The 23155-nt window shown below is 43.8% G+C and carries 16 protein-coding genes; 11 read left to right on the plus strand and 5 right to left on the minus strand.

Features of this window, described 5'->3' with window-relative positions; translation table 11 throughout:
* Positions 1-729 precede the first annotated feature (729 nt).
* From DN068_RS12445 to DN068_RS12485, 8 genes are all read left to right on the plus strand, one after another.
* Positions 730-3933 (plus strand): T9SS type A sorting domain-containing protein, encoded by a 3204-nt coding sequence (locus tag DN068_RS12445; protein ID WP_110999258.1) that lies wholly within the window; start codon positions 730-732, stop codon positions 3931-3933.
* Positions 3934-4795: 862 nt separating this feature from the next.
* Positions 4796-5743 carry a CsgG/HfaB family protein gene (locus DN068_RS12455; RefSeq protein WP_110999260.1) on the plus strand — a complete coding sequence of 316 codons (948 nt, stop codon included), beginning with the start codon at positions 4796-4798 and terminating at the stop codon, positions 5741-5743.
* A 12-nt stretch (positions 5744-5755) separates the two neighbouring features.
* Positions 5756-6202 carry a hypothetical protein gene (locus tag DN068_RS12460; RefSeq protein ID WP_110999261.1) on the plus strand — a complete coding sequence of 149 codons (447 nt, stop codon included), beginning with the start codon at positions 5756-5758 and terminating at the stop codon, positions 6200-6202.
* A gap of 2 nt (positions 6203-6204) precedes the next feature.
* A complete protein-coding gene (locus tag DN068_RS12465; protein ID WP_110999262.1) occupies positions 6205-7104 on the plus strand; it encodes a DUF6175 family protein in 900 nt (299 codons plus the stop codon).
* 4 nt (positions 7105-7108) lie between these two features.
* Positions 7109-8041 (plus strand): hypothetical protein, encoded by a 933-nt coding sequence (locus DN068_RS12470; protein WP_110999263.1) that lies wholly within the window; start codon positions 7109-7111, stop codon positions 8039-8041.
* 278 nt (positions 8042-8319) lie between these two features.
* The gene (locus tag DN068_RS12475; protein WP_110999264.1) at positions 8320-8958 is read left to right on the plus strand and encodes an NAD(P)H-binding protein; all 639 of its coding nucleotides are present in this window, start codon (positions 8320-8322) and stop codon (positions 8956-8958) included.
* Positions 8959-9040: 82 nt separating this feature from the next.
* Complete coding sequence (locus tag DN068_RS12480; protein ID WP_165836381.1) at positions 9041-9442, plus strand: DUF4907 domain-containing protein; 402 nt, start codon at positions 9041-9043, stop codon at positions 9440-9442.
* A 16-nt stretch (positions 9443-9458) separates the two neighbouring features.
* Entirely contained in the window at positions 9459-13082 is a 3624-nt protein-coding gene (locus tag DN068_RS12485) for a Kelch repeat-containing protein (protein ID WP_110999266.1), read from the plus strand.
* Positions 13083-13614: 532 nt separating this feature from the next.
* On the opposite strand, the gene DN068_RS12490 is transcribed toward DN068_RS12485, so the two are convergent.
* On the minus strand, positions 13615-14592 hold the full coding sequence (locus DN068_RS12490) for an amidohydrolase family protein (protein WP_110999267.1): 978 nt from the start codon (positions 14590-14592) through the stop codon (positions 13615-13617).
* 132 nt (positions 14593-14724) lie between these two features.
* On the opposite strand from DN068_RS12490, the gene DN068_RS12495 reads away from it, so the two are divergent.
* The 3 genes from DN068_RS12495 (at position 14725) to DN068_RS12505 (ending at position 17641) form a co-directional block, all read left to right on the plus strand.
* Positions 14725-15555: an SDR family NAD(P)-dependent oxidoreductase gene (locus DN068_RS12495; protein ID WP_207798921.1), complete on the plus strand. Its 831-nt coding sequence runs from the start codon at positions 14725-14727 to the stop codon at positions 15553-15555.
* A 126-nt stretch (positions 15556-15681) separates the two neighbouring features.
* On the plus strand, positions 15682-16602 hold the full coding sequence (locus tag DN068_RS12500; RefSeq protein ID WP_110999269.1) for a helix-turn-helix domain-containing protein: 921 nt from the start codon (positions 15682-15684) through the stop codon (positions 16600-16602).
* A 301-nt stretch (positions 16603-16903) separates the two neighbouring features.
* Positions 16904-17641, plus strand: a complete 738-nt coding sequence (locus tag DN068_RS12505) for a sulfite exporter TauE/SafE family protein (protein ID WP_110999270.1) — start codon at positions 16904-16906, stop codon at positions 17639-17641.
* 41 nt (positions 17642-17682) lie between these two features.
* Here the strand turns inward: DN068_RS12505 and DN068_RS12510 are convergent, their stop codons facing one another.
* From DN068_RS12510 to DN068_RS12525, 4 genes are all read right to left on the minus strand, one after another.
* On the minus strand, positions 17683-18150 hold the full coding sequence (locus DN068_RS12510) for a nucleoside deaminase (protein ID WP_207798922.1): 468 nt from the start codon (positions 18148-18150) through the stop codon (positions 17683-17685).
* A 29-nt stretch (positions 18151-18179) separates the two neighbouring features.
* Positions 18180-18830 (minus strand): response regulator, encoded by a 651-nt coding sequence (locus tag DN068_RS12515; RefSeq protein ID WP_110999271.1) that lies wholly within the window; start codon positions 18828-18830, stop codon positions 18180-18182.
* Positions 18823-20766, minus strand: coding sequence for a tetratricopeptide repeat-containing sensor histidine kinase (locus DN068_RS12520; protein WP_110999272.1), 1944 nt, complete (start codon positions 20764-20766; stop codon positions 18823-18825). The genes DN068_RS12515 and DN068_RS12520 overlap by 8 nt, the downstream gene beginning before the upstream one ends.
* A 248-nt stretch (positions 20767-21014) precedes the next feature.
* Entirely contained in the window at positions 21015-23060 is a 2046-nt protein-coding gene (locus DN068_RS12525; protein ID WP_110999273.1) for a T9SS type B sorting domain-containing protein, read from the minus strand.
* Between the last annotated feature and the right edge of the window lie 95 nt (positions 23061-23155).

The following is a 23155-nucleotide window of genomic DNA, read 5'->3' on the forward strand; positions in this document are numbered from 1 at the left end:
CGAATTACTTAGTGGTGGATGTTTTAAAATCGGTATGAGGGTATGCGACAAAAGGTTTACAAGTCAACTGATCTTTTTTTAAATCCAAATGAATTTCAAGAAAGTTCAACGTCTGTTGCCAGATTAGTTCGTCAGTTTTCGTAAAAGTAAAAATGGAAGCCAAGTAGTGCAATCACATTTAGAATTAGGATTATCTTTAGTGAAATTCGGTTTTAGCTTTAAAGAATTCGGCATTTCGACAATCGAATTCTTTAAAGAAAGATGTCCAAAAGCGTTTGAATGCTTTAATCAATTTGAGGGTTTGGTACAAACTGAAAACTTACCAGAAGCAGATATACTCATCATTTGGATCATGATCCATTTCAGGCTGGCACCTTTGAGTTCACCCCTCTAGAAAACGCTACCAGCCTACATTCTGCGATTTCCATCTCCAAAAGGGGGATATTTTTCAGTTTTTTATCAGTATAAAAATTCAGTAAAAAAACGCTACCTAAAGTGTTTTAAGCTTCTGTAGATTTGTTCTATTCAAAGTCATAGACTATGCATTATAACCTTAACCTCTATCGTTTTCTTCCATTATTCTTCTCAAATAATCTGGCATTTTGCTGTCGCGAGGTAAAATGACCATTGTTTCCAATTACCATTTTTAACAATAAATACTGGGCATGAATGTCCCGTATTTAAAACCCTTTTTTAATCAATTTATAACCCTTTTCTAAATCAAATTTTATGTTTAAGGTACATCCCAAATTACAGCAGCTCTGCAAAGCTGCAGGGCTTGCATTAATACCATTAATTAATGTCGGTAATGCACAGGGGCAAAATCTTCTCACCTCAGGATTTACAGAAGCTGCGATCGTCTCCCGTTGTTTCGATCATCATTCTGAAACATTGTATTGCAACAATGACAACACCATTAATGGCGCTTGTACAAGAGATTTTGCTTTTAATATTTACCAGAACGACACGCTAGTTATAGACTGGGGATTTCCGGCAGCCCGGACAGCCGCAGAAATTGCGGCAATGCATTACCAGACTTATATCGAAACGTCGCCGGGTGTTCTATCAAATATAATACCGCTCAATTTTACCAATAATACATTTAGCGGTAATACACAACTAAAGTTTCCGGTTGCGGGGCTGTCTCTTGGTCAACACAGACTGGTTTTTTACTACCAAAATACAGACGGTATATATAGACCAGAAGTGTTTATCCGCTTTAACGTAGTACCAACGATTACAAGTGCCTGGGCAGAGATGCCAACCATTTGTAAAAATGATTTTATCAATGCACACCAAGATTATCATTTCAACATAAAAACGTCGCCCATTACTGTCAATGACATCATGTTTAACGCGCCGCAGGTTCCGACGGGCCCATACCTGTCCAATACAGGCTGCACAGGACAGGAACAGATAGAAGTGATCATGGAAGGCGGAGGTATCGGATTACCGATACACGGTGTTTCGCATCTTTACGGTAGCACCTGGAATCCGGCAACGGCTGCCAATCCTGTAGATCACTATATCACGTACAGCGACATGGTAAACTATTTAAATTCCGGTGGTGGAACCAGCAATCCATTGAATATCCATTTCAGTGATGGCGTTAGGGATGTTGTCTTTCCAGCACCAATAATTGTGAATAACAGTGCCCAAAACGGTGCAGATCCGTATACAAACACGCCGTCGGCTTCCTACAACTACTATGATTATACCGTTCAAGGTAACGAGATCTGGGATGCTCAGAACAATCCAGCCTATGGTGCAGGCAATCTAATCCGCATTGAACATCGTTTGCACATTCCAGCGGGCTCAGCACTCACGATCAGTAATATGAATGTGGAATTCGGACCGAATGCTGATATATTGATAGAACCGGCACCGGCACCAGTTGACCCAAGTCTTCCGACCGTGTTCGGAGGAGGATTAATCCTCAACAATGCAACGCTTACGGCCTTTACGCCTTGCGATGCATCAAGACAACTTTGGAAAGGTATCACCGCATTGGGGAATAGTAGCTTTGATCAAAAAGGACATGGAGCGAACATCAATCCTTATTTGCAGTCTTATGTAAACATGAAAAACAGCACTATTTCTTATGCACAGGAAGCATTTCGAAATGGCGATCCTAATGATCTTTACAGTCGGAATGGTGGTATGATTATGGCGCTGAACTCCCGTTTTTACAACAATGAGCACACCGCAAATTTCCAATCTTACCTGAGCAGTTATCAGCTTGCCGGACATACATTCTACAGCTCTTATCAAAGCCACTTCTACAATTGTGAGTTTACTGCGGATCAGGGGCTCTTCACTGGGTTCATATTCGGCCGCGAAATACGTTCGTTAGATATTGCCGGATGTTCTTTCACTGCTCCACCAGACCCGCAAAACATCCTGTATGCGTCTAAGGCGATTCAGGGTATTGATATGGGGGTAAATGTGCGTAATTATACTTACTATAATGCCGGCTCCTTTTATCCGATAACAGTATCATCTTCGTTCACAAATACTAAAACAGCGGTAACAACCTCTCAGTTAAACCCACTTTACGGCTCTTTCAGCGTTACCAATGCAACGTTCAATAATAATGTGAATGGCGTAATAGCACTGAACGTAACAGCTCCAACCATCGAGTACAATGAGTTTATTGTACCAAACAGTCCTGGCAACCAGATTATCAGTAATGGTGTGGAAGTCTATGGTGGCAGTGGTTATCATGTATCGGAAAACAAATTTAGCGGTCCTGGCAGCTATGCTCAAAACATTGGTGTATTGGCATGGGCGACTGGTAGCGCGAATAATACAATCCGCCGAAATAGTTATACAAACTTAGGTACAGCTACACTGAGTAACTTCTCAAACAGAGGTACTTCACTTGGCAGTAGTACGGGGCTTCAGATTCTGTGTAATCAGAACAGCGGCAACGGTTATGATATTGCCGCCAGAGGCAGTAATCCTGTGACGGATGGTATAGCTCGGACTCAGGGAAGCGTAAGTCTACCAGCAGCAAACACCTTCTCTCATACTCCGGGCGGTTTTGATATCTTTAATCCACTGGGTCAGGTGGGTCCTATTACCTACTATTACAAATCTGGTGGCGCACAAGAACAACCGCTTAATTTAACTGGCCTTGTAATTCCCATTGCGACAAGTAATAGTAACCAATGCCCTGAAGATGTTATTCCAAATGGACCGGTATCGTCTGATGATATCCGTTTTAATCCGCTCAGCCAAGTGGTTCGGACATTGCAATTCTATCAGTATAACGACATCGGCGATCTGGACTTAACCAATCTACAAGCGACATTGGCGCAATGGAGTGACCCGCATGCTGACCTCACGAACGCTGATCTGATGATTGAAACGGAACAGATTGAAGAAGGTAACAACCTATACAATCAGATTGTAGACAAATATGGCCTGGAAGGTCAAGAGGCTGAAGAGTTCAATAACTTCGGTCGTCAACTTTTGGATCTTCGTATCAGTCAAATCCAAAACGGCTTGCAATCAACCGACCTTAACGACGAAGAGGTAGCGAGATTGGAAAACATCGCTGAAAATGCTCAAATGTGGGCTAAGCTTCGCGCCCAAAGCTGGTTGCAGAAATACGACGGCCGTGATATTAATAATACGGTTTTGTATCCTGTTTCTTCGGATGATGGGTATCGCATTGCAGCGCAAACCACTGATGCTAATAGTGTGTATCCAAATCCGGCGAAAGACTTGCTGACGGTACACTATACTGCAACAGGCGCAGACGCTCCAACGTTTGAGCTGACGACAATTGATGGTAAGGTAGTACGCAGTGCAGCGCTCCGTAGTGCCAGCCAACAAGTATCATTGCAAGGTTTAGCAGCGGGTATGTATCTGTACCATGTAACTGAAAACGGCAAAGTGATGATGCAAGGCAAGGTTACCAAACAATAAGTAGACTTTTGTTTTCACTTTAAAGCGGAGTAGGTGCAACACACCTGCTCCGTTTTTTTATTGAATATCAAATTTACGAATCAACCGATTTCAGCAGCAACGGGTCATTGTTTCAGTCCGGCGCCATCACGTTTTGCTTCATTCGATTGTACAGTTACATCATCCGGAGAGACATACAATGCCGTCACAAAATGGGATAAAACAACAAACCTCTTCTCTTTTCTCCTGATGAAATCAACAGACGGCAGGATAAATTGGGCAGGATTCAATAAACTTACAGGCTTAACCTTTTTACAACTACCACACGGTATCATTTATACCAATGATCATCTTTTATTACGCGACTCAAGTGGTAGCTCCACTTATGTTTTCCGCAGGGACTTGCCTCTACCAGGAATTACAAACATGAACAGTGAACATAAATAGTCTGTTTATCCCAATCCATTCACAAGCTTTTGGCCGGAATATATCTTATAACTAAAACAACTGGCGGCGAACAAAAGTCTTTTAAGAACATTAAGACCAAATAGATCGTACAAACGAATTGACATTTGCCTACGTTCGGGCCACCAGGCAAGAATGTTCATTTATTAATAACACCTGAAAAATACCTATAGCCCGGTATTAGCTTAAAGTTGCATAGCTAGATAAATGATTCTATTTTTGGCCGGCACTTCCTATTTAAACGATGCAGTGCTAAAAAAGAAGGTACATTTCCCAATTGAATTATATTATATAGACCGTCAAAACCTTTACTTATATGCCCGATCAACAAATGCACGATACATAGCGTGCATTTACTAAAATTTTAACCACACAAAGCGGCTGTGCCCCGCTCCAATTTCACATCAAACACAAATACATGAGAAAATTGCTCCTCTTTGCAATGCTGCAATTTGCAGGCTTGCTCTGCTATTCGCAAACCAAAACATCAGTCGGGATAATCCCTTTTGAACGATCATCCAATTCACGGAACAGAAATGAAAGCATCTCAAATGATGAAAAAACGCTGATTGAAGACGCCATTACGGATGCCTTTATTAAAGCAAAGCATTTTACACTGGTAGATCGCTCCAATCTAAATGCTTTAGATAACGAACGAGAGCTCCAGAAATCCGAAGCGTTTATCAATGGTGCAACTGTGGAACAAGGTAAAAGCATTGGCGCCGATTATTTAATTCGACTGGGCTTACAGGACTATAAAAATGATGGTGTCGTTTGCAAATTTAAACTGACGCTGAACGTTATTAATGTTGCCACAGGAGAATTGCGCAATACCGAAATTATCGATGTTCATGTAGGCCATCAAGGCACCAAAGTTGCCGCCGCTTTCGGCACTGCTGCTGCCGGAACGATGCTTTCTTCCCGCGTTCCAGCCGCTTCTATGCTCGCTTCCAATACCAGCTCAGCGGGGTCTATGGTAGGATCTAAACAAAAGGCTTTGCAAAAAGCGCTGAATGCAGTAGCGGATGAAATGGATGACTTTGTTGCCAAAAAATTCCCATTGACATTCACCATCGTTGAAATACAAAAGCAAGATTCTAATGGTGCAGTTAAAATACTGATTGCCGGCGGCATGTCTTCGGGTCTGCAGCGGGGAGATAAACTCAAAGCGGTCTATATGAAAGATATGGATGTAGATGGCAAAAAGCTTACCAGAACTGTATTTCTTGCGGATTTGACCGTATCAAAAGTGGAGGACGACAATTTTTCAATATGCCTGGTGAATACGGTAAGGAATAAAATTCCCGCAATGCTGGAGAACGGAACAAAGCTCAAGGCAATTCAAACAAATGAAAACGCAGATTAAAACAGTATTCGTATGCTCAGCAAATATATCCTCAGTATTGCGCTGCTTTTTTTCATCCCATTTACGCTCCGTGCGCAAGTAGCGTTTGTCAGTGAACAGGATGGCGTCATAACATTACGCACGCAAGGAACAGCGACAAAGAAAGGCGACCTGATTTCAGATGCTCAAAAAAATGCCTTCTTTTATCTTTTCTATCGCGGAATACCCGGCGCAAGCGCCGATTATAAGAACCCTCTGATCGGGACTAACGAGACTCAGATCGAGCAGGAATATGCAACCTATTTCAAGGACTTTTACCAGTACCGCTATCAGTCATTTATTGTTGTCACGGATAATGCAAGCGATCTCATAAAAGGAAAACACAAACAAAAAACCGTCTATACAGACGTTTCTATCAATATCAATGCGCTCCGGAAAGATCTGGAAGCGAATAACATTATCAGAAAATTTGGTTTTTAAAAATGAAAAAACGATTTATACTGCTGTGCCTTCTAATGACAGTTTTTAAAATGAACAGCATTGCCCAAAACAGCTCCACCTTCAGTAACGGCGCAGTTCAGACAGTACAACCGAAAGTGATGGTCATTCCTTTTACAAAAGAAGGAGAAGACATACGAACTATTCTGGAAGCGGATGTAAACCGAAGAATAGCCATTACCAAGGTTAAAGAAGCGTTTGACTCCCGGGGATTTACAACTGTCGATTTTGTGGCAAAACTGAAAGCCGCAAAAGACAATAATGTTTTCACTTCAGATAATCAGTCGGACATTAAAACCCAGATAATTCAGATGTCCGGGGCCGACATCTATATCCTTACAGAGGTTTCAACACAAGAAAGCAGCACGGGAAATTCCGTAAATCTTGTCTTAACGGGTTATGAAGCTTCAACAGGAAATTCCCTGGCAAACAAAGTAGGCTTTAGCGGCAAATTTTACACCAGCGATTTTGGACAACTTTCAGCCAAAGCCGTAAGCACTTGTGCCGATGACTTCATGAATACGCTGCAAACAAAATTTACAGACATCGTAAACAATGGAAAATCGGTAATTGTAGACATTAGCTTTGATCCCGCATCTCAGTATAAAATGTCGTCCGAAATCGGGAGCTCCGGCCTGCCCTTATCTGATCAGCTGGAGGAATGGATGTCTAAAAACTGTTACAAAAACAACTACCATATTCAGGGTACAACGGATTTAAAAATGATCTTTGATGATGTGCGCATTCCTTTAAAAGATCAGGCAACGCATCAAAACTATAGTTCCAACAAGTTTGCCCTCGAAATTTTCAAGTATCTGAAATCAATCGGGCTGAATGTGAAGAAGGACATTAAAAGCAATACTATTTACATCGTAATTCTATAACCTTATGAGATCGATATTACTTGGCGGTCTTCTGGCGCTGTCATTTAGCGCGCATTCGCAGACAGAAGGCTATTCAGACGATATTCCGCTGGCCATCGTTATGCCCAACAATGCTGACGACAATATGGGCGAGCAACAATTTTCGGTATTAAAATCAAGATTGACCCAGGCGGCGTCAAATGCCGGCATGGCCGCAATGGACTATAGCAGCAGCTTTGCTGTATGCCCTAAAATTGCCGTCACAGATGCCAGTACCGTGGAGGGAGGTATGGAAGCCATCCAGGTGGTTAGTTTCGATGTAACATTCTCCATTAAGGAAATTGACAATAATCTTGTCTTCGCGTCGACGACCAAACATCTGAAAGGGTCCGGCAAAACCAAACAAGCGGCACTGTCAAATGGGTTCAGTAAAATTGATCCCCAGGACAGAGAAATCGCTTCGTTTTTTAGTCAGGGCAAACAAAAGATCGTTGCCTATTATCAAACAAAATGCGCGGGATTAATCACTCAGGCGGACCATCTGAATGCACAGCGAAATTATGAAGCTGCATTAGGCATTCTGATGTCTGTACCCAGTGAAGTAAGCTGCTATGCTCAGGTTCAGGAAAAAGCCGTTTCGGTTTTCAAAGCTTATCAGAACCAGCAGTGCAGTAAAACAATGCAAAAAGCTAAAGCTGAAATTGCGGCAACCAATTACTCATCTGCCCTGTCTTATTTGCAAGATATTGATCCCGGCTCAAACTGTAACAATGACGCTAATGCGTTGATCAAATCAATTGGGAATAAAGTGACGGAAACGCAAAGGCAGCAGTATGAGCTTACGATGAAAATCTACAACGATGATCGAGCGTTACAAAAATGGAGATTGCAGGCTATGAAAGAGGTTGCCATAGAATATTACAAATCTCGTCCCAAAGCGGTTATCTATGCAAACTAACACGGATAAAGGAGTTACAAAAATGTAGCTCCTTTTTTGTCTTTCTTATAACGCTGGTTTTGGTCAAAATTCGTTAGTTAAAGAGTCCAGAACGGACAATATTAAAAAGTGCTAAAGAAAAAGAAAACGATTAGAAAACTAGCAACCCCGTAAATATAAGCTAACTTCCCACCGTAGTTTAAAGTAGTAGCGCCTGCTGAAAATGCAAACACACGCACAACTGCGGAGCATTTTTTACATATAGCGGGCCAACTTTAATTCAAGCAAAGATCAACGATATGAAAGCACTTATCATCGGCGCAACGGGAGCCACCGGCAAGGATCTCACAGAGGCATTGCTGCAGGACAACGATTATACCGAAGTGGTTGTCTTTGTCCGTAAAGCTACCGGGATCAGCCATCCAAAACTATCTGAGATTATCGCTGATTTTGATAACCTGGAAACTGTTGCCGGACAGATCAATGGCGATGTCTGGTTTTCCTGCCTGGGTTCCACCTTAAAGACAGCGGGCTCTAAAGAAAAACAATGGGCTATTGACTATGATATTCCAGTCAGGTTTGCAACGATAGCCAGGCGCAATGGTGTAAACAGTGCGGTATTGTTATCTTCTTATGGCGCTGCTGCAAAGAGTAAAATGTTTTATTCTATGATGAAAGGTAAACTGGAGGAAGCAATTGCGGAGCTTTCATTCGGTCAGTACATTATTTTCAGACCTGGATTATTATTGAGAAAAAATACAGACAGGATGGGCGAACGTGTTGCGGCGACACTACTCCATTTTGTAAACACCATAGGTTTATTAAGAAAACTCAGGCCAATGCCAACCTCGTTACTCGCCGCAAAACTTGCCAAAGCGCCTAAAGTACTGGGTAACGGGAAACATATTATAGAGCTGAACGGAATATTTAGTTTTTAGAACCCAGGCGGCTGATGGACTCAGCTGCGACCGATCTTATAACACGTTTATTTTTTCCATCCTTATCATCACGACAAATTTCTTGCGGGAAAATGCTATAGATTTGCGGACACAATCATTTAATAAAACACCCGTGAACTTTTTATCGTCCCCGAAAGTGCTCCTATTTTGTAGCTGCTTTTGTGCCGCTCATTTAGCTGCTGCACAATCAAATAAAGCAAGTTTTCCCGACGGATCACAAAACGTCCATGCGTCTTTCGCCTCCAAAATCATTCCTGTAAACAACACCTATGGATATGAAATTTACCGTGAAGGGAAATTATTCATACAGCAGCGAAATATCCCCGGAAGACCTGGTAATGGAGGATTTGCAGACAGCACAAGCGCTAAACAGGTAGCTGAACTGGTCATCAAAAAACTAAAAAACGGCGAAATGCCACCCACTGTTTCTGCTGAAGAGCTAAAATCCCTCCATATCCAATAATCTTATCTTCTTTCCAATGAACAAAAAAATCATCTTTTGCTTGTTGTTGTGCCTGGCATCAGCAATATTAAAAGCACAAGCGCCCAATACATGGGTTCAAAAAGCAGACATCGGCGCCACTCTACCCAATAGTGCGGAACGCAGACAAGAGGCCGCCGGTTTTGCGATAGGCGGAAAAGGCTACATCGGGCTGGGATATTCTCAGTATACTTCATTGTTTCTAAGCGATGTCTGGCAGTACGATACGCTCTCCAAAACATGGTCTCAAGTAGCGGATTTCCCTGCAATCGGACGTCGGGGACCAATCGGTGTAGGCGTGGGCAACAAAGGATATATTATCGGCGGAATGAGAAACGGCCAGTTTGGTCCGGATAATGATATCTGGCAATACGATCCTGCTGCCAATACCTGGACGCAGAAAACAAGTCCGAATGGTCCAGGCCGATATTGGGCAATGGCATTTACCCTCGGTCAAAAAATATTTATTGGAGGCGGTTGGGGTTTATCGGGCCCCATGAACGACTTCTGGGAGTATAACATTCCTACCGATTCGTGGACACAAAGAGACACGATACCCGGAGATAAGCGGTTTTCAGGTGCAGGTTTTGCAGCCGGCGGAAAAGGCTATATAGGTATGGGCGTGTCGCAGACAGCCGATCTCATGGACCTAAACGAGTGGGATACGACGACTCTGACCTGGACACCCAAAGCGAATTTTCCGCTCACAGGCGGCATCACGGGTTGCACCAGTTTTGGAATCGGCGACAAAGGTTATGTGGGTATGGGAATGGTTTCAGTCGGCAATGGCTATACAAGCAATTTCTGGGAATTTAACCCGGCGACTAACAGCTGGACACAAAAAGCTTCCTATGGCGGCGGCATTAACTGGGGAGCCAGCAACTTTGTAATTGGCGACCGTGGCTATGTGGCCGGAGGCTTTGACGGCTCTTACTGGTCAACGAACATGTGGAGTTACGCTCCTACGTCGAACACATGGCGACATGAAGCAAACTTCGGTCCGCAACATTTAAGAACGGGTTCTTTTGGTTTTAGCATCGGTGAAAAAGGATACATTGGCTCTGGCTTCGATATGTATCATCTCGTCGACGTCTGGGAATATGACTCGCAAACAGGTACCTGGAGTCAAAAAGCTGATTTTACCGGAACAGGTCGTGACGCGGCCGTGGGATTCTCGATAGGAAATAAAGGATATGTAGGCACTGGTAAAGACGGCAATGGTGGTACAAGCGATTTTCTCCAGTATGACCAGGCCACTAATTCATGGACACAGAAAGCGTCGTTTCCCGGCGATCCGAGAACAGATGCAGTAGGTTTTAGCATTGGGAACAAAGGATATATCGGCACAGGAACCTACCCTTTCTCTGGCAACTATAATGGACTTACAAATGATTTCTGGGAATACAACCCGGCAACAGACGCATGGACACAAAAAGCAAATTTCGGCGGTGGTCTTCGCGCCAACGCAATAGGCTTTGCCAGCAACGGACGTGGGTACGTCGGACTTGGATCGCCGGATTACGGTTTGACAGCCCTCGATTTTTGGGAGTATAATCCAACAACAAATAGCTGGACGCAAAAAGCGAACTTCCCGGGTAACGCACGCACCAGCGCATCGAGCTTTGCCATTGGAAACAAAGGCTATGTTGTTTCTGGTGTTCCATATATTTTCCAGCCTGCGCTTGATGACGTCTGGCGTTATAATACCTACACCGATACCTGGACACAACTCGATACATTCGCCGGCCAACCCCGAAAAGGAACTGCCGTTTTCACAATAGGCAATAAAGGTTATATCGGTGGTGGTACCAGTCAAATCTCCGGAACGATCCTTGGCGATTTCTGGCAATTCACATCAGACTATTATATTCATACAGATACTGTAACCGGCCCTTATTGTATCGGTTCATCTGTGACTGTTCCTTTCACTATTAATGGTAGCTTTTTTGCGGGAAACGTTTTTACAGCACAGCTTTCCGATGCATCAGGCTCTTTTGCGAATCCGGTTAATATAGGCACCTTTAGCGATACCGTAGCGGGAAACATTAGCTGCACGCTTCCAACCAATATCCCTTCGGGCAATGGTTATAAAATACGAGTGGTGAGCAGCAGTCCTATTATATATGGTTCAGATAACAATCCCGGCTTCACCATTAACGGCATTGCACCAATCGTCAATATCAATACCACACCTGGCAATACTATTTGCGAAGGCACTACCGTATTATTTAAAGCGAATGTTGTAGGTGGCGGTACGTTCCCGGCCTATGTATGGAAGAAAAACGGAACAACGGTGGGGACAGACAGTACCTATACCAGTTACACACTTTCAAATAACGACCAGCTTACCTGTACGGTAACGAGCTCCGCTCTTTGTGCGTCAACGCCAACAACCAGCGCACCGGTAACAATGATTGTCAATCCGGTTATCACGTCGACAGTTACCATCAGCGCAACGCCGGGTGACACGATCTGTGCAGGCAGCCTGATCACATATACAGCAAATGTTCAGAATGCAGGAACTAACCCTGTTTACCTCTGGCAGGTAAATGGTATTGGCGTAAGCAATGCACCGACATACAGCAGCAATTCATTTAGCAATAACGATAAAATTGTTTGCCAGATTACGCCCAACGTTGCCTGCCCTTTCACGCCAAACACTTTCAGCAACCTGGATTCGGTAACTGTATATCTTCAACCGTCAGTTAACATCACAGCATCCGGACCGACTAGTTTCTGTGCAGGTGATTCTGTTATGCTGAATGGGAACATGCAAACAGGCGTTGATTACCTGTGGCTCCGCAATAACGTGCCAACCATCGTAACAACCCCGGAAAACACCGCACATACGGACGGAAACTATGAGCTTACAGCCACAACCGTTCATGGATGTAGTGATACGAGCAATGCAATACAGGTTACTGTCAAACCAATGCCAGATATCACCTTGCTTATTACAGGCGATACAACTTTCTGCGAAGGAGGTTCTGTAAAAATAGAAGTGGCTTCAACTGCTCCGGGAAATACTTATTTGTGGTTTAATTTGGGTTCAGCCATCAATAACACATCTGCTCAGTATATCGCATCAACAAGCGGCGTCTATTCCGTAAGGGCTGCAAACAATCAAAATTGCGTTGATACGTCGCGTCAGGTAACCGTGGTTGAAAATCCAAAACCACAACCTATCATTACAATCAGTAATGGCAGCCTGACAACGGGAACTTATTCGAGCTATCAATGGAGTTTAAACCAGACTCCGATATCCGGTGCTACTAATGCGTCCTACAATCCGAACGGAAATCCAGGCACCTACACCGTGACTGTATTTGACAATAATGGCTGCAGCAACACATCAGCACCTTATGGCGTGAGTACAGGCGTTTCAAACATTAATCAGGCAAACGGAATTGTTGTATCGCCTATCCCGACACATGGCATTCTTCAAATTACTACGCAACAGGAAATCCGCATTGATCTTTTTGACATTTCGGGTAAAACGATCTTATCGAATATCCGGAGTCATATGATTGATATTACCGAGCTTCCTGCTGGCGTCTATATTTTGAAAATAAAAGACACTGAAAACAATCTGCTTCGCGTAGAACGAGTAGTGAAACAATAAAAGGACCAAGTCGAAGGCATAAAACGCCGACATTTAATTTAGAAAGACCATACGGAAACGTGTGGTCTTTTTTATAAAACTATGCTCCGCAAAAAATGGAACCTGGAAGTATGGTTAGCGATAGCACCAATTGAACCTCAAAAACAGCATTAAAAATTTCCGCTAATCAATTTTACAGAAATGTTTTCTGTCACTTTTGCCTTGAAGCAAAAGTAACCCAAAGTTCAAGGCTTAAGGAAACTACGGCTAAAATGAACAGGCATTTCGCTGTTGCGAGGAAGAATGACGTGGCAATCTAAAAGCTTATTATGCTGCTTTATCCCCCTTCCCGGCCAATCTATAATTGATCTGTGTTGCTCCGTTCACCATCATAATTGCGGAGCTGTATGCATTTCATTTTTTAACGCCTACGTTTCCTTAGGCCGGTGGTGTTCCGTAAATCCATCACCATGTCATTTTTTTGATGGTTAATTGGCATAAGTATAAATCAGGACATTCATCACTAACATCACACAAGCGTTCAACTAATCATTCATTTAGCCACACCAGTAAGCCGTTCCCAATTTGCATAGGCAAATTTCTCTTTATCAAGATCGCTCAAGGCTATCGATTCAATGAAGTTTCTGGCATCATTCCCCGGCCGGTACTGATAAGGATAATCCGAAGAAAACAGAATTCTGTCGGAACCCACGATATCAATGGAACGCTGCAGATAAGTGGGGCTATACATGCCGCTTGCTGTGACGTAAAGATTCTGACGGATATAATCAATCATAGGTCTCTCCAGTTTTGCTGCGCGGCTTAATGAAGCTAGTCTTTCGGTATAAAATAAAATGACTTCACCCCAGTGCCCAAGAATAATCTGAAGATTCGGGAAACGATCAAACACTTTCGCCAATATCAGCCGGACAAACTGAATACCCGCTTCGTAATGCCAGCCAAGCCCGAATGTAGCAAACGCGAGATCTGTAAAATCATCGAAGCCGGAATAGTAAGTATCTCTAACCGCTTTTTGCGGAATCTGCGGATGAATAAACAAAGGCACACCGAGTGCTTCGGCACGGGCAAATACTTCCCAAAAATCTTTATGATCTAAATTCTTTTCTCGCGTGCGTCCGCACAACATAGCACCTTTAAAACCTAACTCACTCACGGCTCGCTCTAATTCTTTTGCAGCCGCTTCATGTACTGCCATAGGCAAGGCCGCAAAGCCCTGAAAACGATCCGGTGCTTGCTGTACGATTGCCGCGACATAATCATTCGTCTGCCGGGCAAGTGCCACACTTTCACTTCCCAAATTATGCAGACTAGGACTTGTCAGCGAAAGTACCTGCGTATCTATCCCCGTTTCATCCATCAATTGCAGCCGCGTACTGCCGATATCTTCCAGGCGCTGCTCTATTTCACCCAAGTGAAGATTCTGTGTCGGATCATCTTTGTCTGCATATTGCTCCCACTGCTTTTTAACAGCAGGTGTCAGGAAATGTTCTTCTATCGCAATAATTTTCATTACATAAAGCTATCGACGAATCATCATATGCTCAAACAAGTTTCTACCATCCGTAATTAGACTACAAAGACCCGTAATCAAGCTACAAGTGCGAAAATCCGGCGCACCAACTTTGTGTTCATAAAAAACAACATGATGACACAACAAACAAGTAAAGTCTGGTTTATCACCGGCGCATCTCGCGGTTTGGGAAGGATGTGGACAGAAGCAGCTTTGAAACGTGGCGATCGGGTCGCTGCAAGTGCCCGTACTCTGGACAGCATTGCCGCATTGAATGATAAATATGAAGGCCAGGTGCTGACTTTAGAAATGGATGTTACCAATCCCGCTCAGGTAAAAGATGCGGTAACCAAAGCACATGCTCATTTTGGCCGATTGGACATTGTACTCAATAATGCTGGCTATCCGGTGATCAGCACAATCGAAGACGCAAATCCGGAAGATATACGTGCCTTATATGAAACCAACGTCATTGGCCCGGTTACCGTTATTCAGGCAGCATTGCCGTTGCTGCGCCAGCAAGGTTACGGGCATATCCTCGGCACTTCCAGCAGTCTGGGTCATTTGTCAATACCGATCCTGGGCTATTACTGTTCTTCCAAATGGGCTTTCGAAGCTGTTTATGAAAGTCTGGCTGCGGAGGTTGCTCAATTCGGCATCAACGTAACCATTATTGAACCGGGTGCTTATGCTACTGAATTCGGCAGCGGGGAGTTATCCAGTTTCTTTAATGGTTTGGACGTCTATAAAAATCTCAAAGAGCAATTTATGGAAGGCATGAAAGAAATGCCGAGAGGCAATCCGGCGGCCACACCTCAGGCCATCTTTAAAATCGTAGACGCCGAAAACCCACCGTTGCGCTTTAACCTCGGCAGCTATAACCTGGCGGATCTAAAAGCAGCGTACGCCAGCCGGATCGCTACCTGGGAAGCATGGGATGAGATCTCCCGTTCGGCTCAGTAATATTGAGTTACCTGGATAAGCGGCTGTTGAACGGACGAGAATTATCGATTCCTTTTATCTGCTGTTTAATATACGGTATACGAACCTCTCGAACAGCAGTAGCCGCTTATCCTTAATTTTACTTTTATGAAAAAGGAAGAGCATCAACTACTGAGATTAGAGTCATTGTCGGATGCACACCGGCTATTTGGCCTGCCTCAACCCAAACATCCTTTAATCAGTCTTATCAACGGCGCCCATTCGCCAATCGCGGAAAACCAACTTCCGGGGCGGCATGTGCTCGCCTATTACAAAATTTCCTACAAGCCTAAACTTGGCGGCAGATTAAAATACGGACAGGGTTACTATGATTTTGACGAGGGTGGACTGCTGTTTGCTGCGCCCGGACAAATTATCGGAGGTAATGACAATGATGGCGCTGTATGCTCGCAACAAACTTTACTCATTCACCCAGATTTCTTTTTGGGCTATCCGCTTGCTAAAAAGATGAAGCAGTATGGATTTTTCTCCTATGCTACCAATGAAACCCTGCATCTTTCCGAAGAAGAAAAAAATACGATCCTTGCTATTTTTAATTTTATGGAAACCGAGCTAAACGGCCGTATTGACGACTTTAGCCAGGATGTAATGGTATCGCAGACAGAGTTACTGTTTAGTTACGCGAATCGTTTTTATAAACGTCAATTTCTGACGCGCAAAGCAGTAAACACGGAGCTGTTGGCAAAGCTGGAGGATATCCTCGACAATTACTTTAAAGATGAACTTCCGCTGAGAAAAGGTATTCCTACTGTCGCCTATCTTGCAGAACAACTGAACCTTTCGCCCAACTACCTCAGCGATATGCTGCGCACCTTAACCGGACAAAGCGCGCAACAACATATTCATGACCGTCTTATTGAACATGCGAAAGAAAAGCTGTCGACCACTAATTTATCGGTCAGTGAAATCGCCTATGAATTAGGATTTGAGCACTCCCAATCCTTCAGCAAATTATTCAAATCAAAAACCAATCAATCACCGCTGGCATTTCGTCAATCGTTTAATTAGTTGACAGTTCAAGTACGTTTTTCGCAGCGATTTGCTTTAACAGGAGTCATCAACATAAGCAATGAACCTGAAGAATCTGCTTTTCCCAAACACAAAAGTCTTCGGCTTCATGCGTTCCACCAACCATAGTACAAAATCATTCCTTACACTAAGGTTTTATTCCAAAAAAACCGGCAAAAACATGATATTTAAACGCTAAAAACTCCCTCTAAAAGGAGCATAATCCGTATCTTCACGGGGCGTTTTGTGCACTGATTTTCAGGTCTTCGTTTCACACAAAACGGCTACAGATTTTCTAATTATGCCGACGTTTTTTGTGTACGTTTTTCTAATCAGTTTTGTTGCAACTCTAGTTCGTTCCACATTTGGTTTTGGCGAATCACTTGTGGCGGTTCCTCTATTCAGCATCCTGATGCCAATAGAAGTGGCAGTGCCACTCTCTGTTTTGATGTCTGTAATTGTCGCGCTTGTAGTAGTGATACAAGATCACAAGAAAATCGATCTGGGCAGTGCAAAATGGTTAATTATTTATGCGGTGATCGGAATCCCGCTTGGTCTGCTTCTGCTTATCTACGGTAACGAGCATTGGATAAAGATTGGCCTCGGCGGCTTAATCATACTCTATTCTGTTTATTCGGTGTTTGCCAAAAGTTCAATACATCTGGAACATGACAGCAAGTTCTGGTTGTTTATCTGTGGCTTTTTATCAGGCATACTGGGCGGAGCGTACGGCGTAAACGGGCCGCCACTTGTTGTATATGGCAATTTAAGAAGGTGGAATGCAAAACAATTCAGAGCAACGCTTCAGGGCTATTTTTTACCCGTCAGCTTTGTTGGGCTAATCGGCTATTTTGCCAAAGGACTAATGACGACGGAAGTTCTTAAACTCTTTGCGATTTCCCTTCCTGCCGTTATTCCTGCTATTTTTTTAGGCAGATTTTTAAATCACAGGCTCAGGGACGGCACCTTTTTCAAATACGTTTATTTGGGTCTATTACTAATAGGCGTTTTTCTCATTGCTGATACAGCAATGCGCTAATTTTTATCGGAACGGCTCCGGCTTTGCTTCGATATGATCTTCTATTTATTCAACCTGCGTTGAAATTCCTCATTAAGTGCGGCACATTCATCCACACAAATGTCGTTTGTAATCTTCGGAGCGCTACCCCAATTGGGGATTTCGGCAGTAGAAAGTATTTCAAAAACAGATGTGAAACCTCCTACATAAGTCACCGATATTCCGTACAACAACTCCGGAATATGGTGATGGCGGATCACATAAGAACACATGATACAAGGTTCGTGCGTTGTGTACATACATGCCTTGCTCAGTTTATCTGAATATCCTTTATTGATAGCATCTCTGATCGCAAGTATTTCGGCATGATTGGTGATATCACCTGTCGATTTTCCGGATTCAATTCCTGTTCCAATTATTTGTCCTTCATACACCAGCAAAGCGCCCACCGGTGGATTTCCTGCAGCTAAAGCCTCGCGCGCCAGACTCAGGCATTGGCGCATATGGTGTTCGTATTGTTCTTGCATCATTTATGAGTTTACAAGGTTTTCAAGCATTTTCACTTATCCAAAAAACCCATCTGAAGGGCAATCTTTATCAATATAGCAGTGTTCTTCGCACCAAGTTTCAATTGAATATTCAATCGGTAATTTTCAACCGTACGAACGCTTAAGAACAAACGGTCGGCAATTTCCTGATTGGTGTCACCATTGGCAATATGCTCTAAGATATCTTTTTCACGCGGCGTGAGACTGACTTTCGCAAAAACGGCTTTTGATACCTTATCCTGTAATAAATCCATTTTCCGCTTCATCAGATCTTCAACAAAAGTGCCTCCGTTGTACACGACTTCTATTGCATCTATGATTACCTGTTCCGCCGCACTTTTGAGCACATAACCATGCACGCCTAATTTCATCATATTATTTGCATAGAGCGTGCTATCAAAATTAGTAAGTACAATAATTTTTAAATCAGGATATTTTTTTCGCAACAGCGGAGCAAGGCTGTCTCCGGTTTTATCAGGCATCTGAATATCCAACAGCAAAACATCCGGCACTTCTGTTTCCAGTCCGCGCAATAGTTCGACGCCATTACCATAAGCTCCCACCAGCTGAATATGCGCATGCCTCGCCAACATGGTCTGCAGCCCACTGATGACCAAAGGATGATCATCCGTTACGGATACTTTAATAGCTACTTCAGACATTTTTTAATTTTTCCAGGTCAAATTCTATGTAAACGGAAGTTCCTTTCCCAATCGCTGATGTGATCGAGATATATCCCTGTAATGACTGCACTCTGAATTGCAGATTTTGCAGACCGAATCCTTTGTTGATTTCCGACTGTTCAAAACCGATGCCGTTATCTTCCACAATGAGATTCAGGCGGCCGTCATCTTGTATAATCTGAATGACAGCACTGGTTGCCCGGGAGTGTTTTACAATATTTTGTATCAGTTCTTGTGCAATGCGGTAAAAAATAAGTTCTACAGATTTATTCATCTCCTCCAAACGACCGTGAAATTGTACGTCAATCTCCGGCCTCCCACCCGCGGAAATATCAGCAGAATATAGAAGTAATGCATCTTTCAGGCTGTTTTTAGTGAGTATGTCGGGCATAAGGTTATGGGCAGTCTGTCGTACTTCATCTGCAGTGTCCGAAAGCAAACGCATTACGCTCTCCAACGACGCCGTACGGTCCGCATCTTTTATAGCCCCTAACGTCATCTTGGCCGATGCCAGCATACCACCGATCCCATCATGAAGGTCGCGTGCAAGTCTGGCGCGTTCTTTTTCTTCGCCTTCCATGATTGCTTTGAGATACAGCAGTTGTTTTTCTTGCGTGAGGTTGCGTATCTCCATTTCATTTAAATGTCTTTTGTGGTTATTAAGCCGCACCACAATGAAAAGCAACATACCAAGCAATAACAACCCTGCAGAAAATCCAATGATCCAGCTATTCTTATTCTTTATTTCCAGCTCTTTTTTAGACAAGAGCAACTGTTTTTGTGCGATCTGCTTATCCTTTTGCGCCACGCGGTAATTATCTTCCAACCTGTTGATACTTGAATCCGCCTGTTTTTCCAGCATGTCTTCCACAAGAGCAATGTGCCTGTTCAACCATTGATTGGCCGCCTCGTAATCATGTTCTTTTTCGAAGATTCCCGCCATCACCAGCATAGCTTCCCCAATATGCTCTTTATCCATATCCAGGGCTTCCGACAGTCTGATGGCCTTTTGTACATATACTTTGGCCTTTTCATAATCGCCCGCATCATAATAGGCAAACCCAAGATTATAATAAGATTGCAGGTTGTGTTGATGCGCGTGCCTGCCATCGGCCAGCGCAACAGCTTTCTCAAAATAAGGAATAGCTTCTTTCGGCCGGCCCGTCTGACGCAACGTAGCGCCCATATTCGCAAGTATCTGTTGCTGTGCCCGTACCACGTGTTTCTGTTCTGCGAGCGCCAATGCGTGCCGCATATAAACATCTGATGTTCCCAGATCATTGAGGCTGTAATACAGATTTCCCAGATTACCATAGATCGCGATGAGTGCTGCGGTATCGTTTAACTCTTGCGCGATTTTTTCACTTTTCAGGAAATAATTTTTAGTATCGGCATAACGTCTGAGTACCCACCAGAGATCGCCGATGTCCATGTAAAGACGCGCGGCTATTGCAGATTCCTGTAAATTATTCTCCGTAATTACCGCTAAGGCTCTGTAAAAAAATGAACCTGCCAGCCTGTAATCGCTTTTGCGCAAGTATGGAAAACCTATCCCCGTATATAGCAGCGCCACCAATGACCGGTCATAACTACTTTGCTGCACATAAGGCATCGCCAGATGATAATAGAGTAAAGCTGAATCTGTTTCTCCTATTGCCATATGGGCCAGGCCGATGTGTGTAAGCGCTGCACCCACACCCCTATTGAAACCATTATGTTTACTGAGTTCTAATATCGGCCGCAGCAATGCAATACAGCTATCCGGATCTATGAATTCAAATGCAGCAGCCTGATCTATAAGACCCAGTGTACGGCCGGTATCCGAAACCTGAAACGTATAGGTTTTGTTTTCCTTACCCCATGAGAAGAGGGGCATCAAAAGAAACAGCAGCGTACAAAAAACAATATTCCTCATAAGCGTTCTTTAAAATTACACCGATAATCGCGGATTTTCTTCTAGGTCAAAAGTCAAAAACTCGCGAGCTGGTTTCCCGTAAAGATGCATCAGGAGCAAAGACACATCGGGTTTAACAACGGTACAAAGACGCTAGGATATCTGTTTGGTATGCCTTTTCATTTTAGCTTGGCTCTCTTAAGCCTGAAATTTTGGGGTTATTTTTACTTCAAGGCAAAACTGACAGAAAACACTCCGTAAAATCAGGGCTAACGAAACAGACTCACACTACCCTTGCCCGTAAAGCTTTTTCTACCTGCAGTATATTCAACAACATAGAAATAAGTCCCGATCTCAGACTGCACACCCATATAACTGCCATCCCATCCTTCCGCTATACTGTTGGTATAAAATATTTGCTGGCCCCAACGGTTATAGATGCTGAAGCTGGCAAGTGTTGTTGTCGGATCACTGAACCTGACATGAAGCGAATCATTCAATCCATCTGCATTCGGTGTAAACGCGCTCGGTACAAATGCATTAACCACATAGACGGTAACAGAGTCTACAGCCTTACAACCGTTGCTGTCGGTTACGCTTACATAATACTCGGTCGTGCGTGACGGAGCTGAGCTAACAACATTGCCGCTATCGGCCGACAAGAAATCAGCGGGAGACCATAAATAGGAAATCCCGCCCTGCGCCTGCAATTGAGCGCTTTCTCCAGGTCTGATATACTGGTCCGCGCCTACATCTGCAAAAACAGCAGGGGCAACAGTTATCGGAAAATTAAATTGAGCAGTGCATCCATCAGCATTTGAAATAAGAACAGAATATCCTGTCGAAGAAGCAGGCGTAACAACAACATCCGAATCTGTCTGGTAAACAAGATCAGTTAGCGGAGTCCAGATGTATGTACTGCCACCACGTGCATGCAGTTGTAACGAATCGCCGGTGCAGGCCGTGGTATCGCCGTAAACATGAAACGCCGCAGCCGAAACGCCTACTCGTATCGTATCTGTAACACTTGCCTTGCATGTAGCGCTTAAAGAATCCATTGCGGTGACAATAAAATAAGAAGACTGCTGTGCATCAACTGTAACGGACGACTGATCGGAGGCAGAAAGAATGGTGGACGGAGAGGACCAGAGGTAGTGTATATTATTGGTGTTGCCATTTACTTCCGCAGACAGGGTTATAATACCTGGTGAACATATCAAAGTGTCGTGCGTGGTTAATACAGGCTGCGTAACGGAATGCACATGAATTACAACAGGCGCACTAATAGATGTTATATTGCCGCAGGTTCCGTTTACGGTGTAATGCAATGTGACGGTGTCTCCGTCGTCGGGAGAATAATTAAACGTACTGTCTGTAGCGCCATTTACTGCCGTGCTATTCACATACCATTGATAAACGCCGCTACTGTCGGGGTTTGTGATATGACCGCTCAGGCTGGCCTGATTTCCGGTACAAACAGACGTGTCATTTGTGACGACCATTACAAAAGGCAGATTGTCTAAAAAAGAGCTGGCTGCACTTGCCATATCATCGACCCTGTTTCCTGCTGCCATATAAGGCATAACAGCTGTGGTATCGATGATATTCGCAGTAGTAGCAGATACGACTTTACCATGAATGAAGTTGGACGCATTCAGATTGTCCGTATAAATATCCGCACCGATACTCGCCATTCCACCCGATCCTGCCCAATTGTTCGGATTATTCAGTGTGTAACCTTGCAAGACAGCGCCGTTGGCATCATGTTTCGAAATGCCCCATATACCCGCCGCACCACCGATTACGTAAAAATTGCCGCTGCAATCCGCGATCAGATCGTATGGCAGGGGAAATATAAATCCACCCGCTACAAATGTCGCATTCCCGGTGCCGTCATACCGGTACACACTCGGAAAAGAACCAAAGGGTCGAAAAGAAAAAATATGCCCACCACCGGCACCGATGTTTACGGAGGTAGATTGCCCGATCGTATCGCCGGTATTTATCCATATGCTGGTGTTATGGTCATAATACCAGAATGTGCCGTTGGCAGTTGTATAAAACGTAAGCGTAGTATCACCGCTGCCAAGCACCGGACTTACCGCCAGCCCAAGACTATTGGCAGGCATCTGTATGGTGTTGGGAGACGGATTGCCCGCAGACACGGGTTGTGAGGGGTCGTAGTTATACAGCTCTCTGGCAGCATTAATATTTGCCGAATTATAGAGCAATACATATACGAGGTTACGCTGCGGTAGCTGTCCTTTTACGAATAAAGGAATGAGCAACAAGATTAGTAAAAACCGGCATTTCATATCATCTGATTATGCCTGTAGAGACCATCTCAAATTGCGGTTGCGCTGGGGAGGACAAATACTTATATTTATTTATATATGTAAAAACATAAGTA

This window comes from Taibaiella soli, from assembly GCF_003236175.1.
GTDB lineage: Bacteria > Bacteroidota > Bacteroidia > Chitinophagales > Chitinophagaceae > QKTW01.

What these genes read in the sequence shown, in the direction of transcription:
- DN068_RS12505 (WP_110999270.1), top strand. Translation starts at nt 16,904, where the DNA reads ATGCCGACGTTTTTTGTGTACGTTTTTCTAATCAGTTTTGTTGCAACT.
- DN068_RS12500 (WP_110999269.1), top strand. Translation starts at nt 15,682, where the DNA reads ATGAAAAAGGAAGAGCATCAACTACTGAGATTAGAGTCATTGTCGGAT.
- DN068_RS12485 (WP_110999266.1), top strand. Translation starts at nt 9,459, where the DNA reads ATGAACAAAAAAATCATCTTTTGCTTGTTGTTGTGCCTGGCATCAGCA.
- DN068_RS12455 (WP_110999260.1), top strand. Translation starts at nt 4,796, where the DNA reads ATGAGAAAATTGCTCCTCTTTGCAATGCTGCAATTTGCAGGCTTGCTC.
- DN068_RS12475 (WP_110999264.1), top strand. Translation starts at nt 8,320, where the DNA reads ATGAAAGCACTTATCATCGGCGCAACGGGAGCCACCGGCAAGGATCTC.
- DN068_RS12490 (WP_110999267.1), bottom strand. Translation starts at nt 14,592, where the DNA reads ATGAAAATTATTGCGATAGAAGAACATTTCCTGACACCTGCTGTTAAA.
- DN068_RS12525 (WP_110999273.1), bottom strand. Translation starts at nt 23,060, where the DNA reads ATGAAATGCCGGTTTTTACTAATCTTGTTGCTCATTCCTTTATTCGTA.
- DN068_RS12460 (WP_110999261.1), top strand. Translation starts at nt 5,756, where the DNA reads ATGCTCAGCAAATATATCCTCAGTATTGCGCTGCTTTTTTTCATCCCA.
- DN068_RS12495 (WP_207798921.1), top strand. Translation starts at nt 14,725, where the DNA reads ATGATGACACAACAAACAAGTAAAGTCTGGTTTATCACCGGCGCATCT.
- DN068_RS12445 (WP_110999258.1), top strand. Translation starts at nt 730, where the DNA reads ATGTTTAAGGTACATCCCAAATTACAGCAGCTCTGCAAAGCTGCAGGG.
- DN068_RS12510 (WP_207798922.1), bottom strand. Translation starts at nt 18,150, where the DNA reads ATGATGCAAGAACAATACGAACACCATATGCGCCAATGCCTGAGTCTG.
- DN068_RS12515 (WP_110999271.1), bottom strand. Translation starts at nt 18,830, where the DNA reads ATGTCTGAAGTAGCTATTAAAGTATCCGTAACGGATGATCATCCTTTG.
- DN068_RS12465 (WP_110999262.1), top strand. Translation starts at nt 6,205, where the DNA reads ATGAAAAAACGATTTATACTGCTGTGCCTTCTAATGACAGTTTTTAAA.
- DN068_RS12520 (WP_110999272.1), bottom strand. Translation starts at nt 20,766, where the DNA reads ATGAGGAATATTGTTTTTTGTACGCTGCTGTTTCTTTTGATGCCCCTC.
- DN068_RS12470 (WP_110999263.1), top strand. Translation starts at nt 7,109, where the DNA reads ATGAGATCGATATTACTTGGCGGTCTTCTGGCGCTGTCATTTAGCGCG.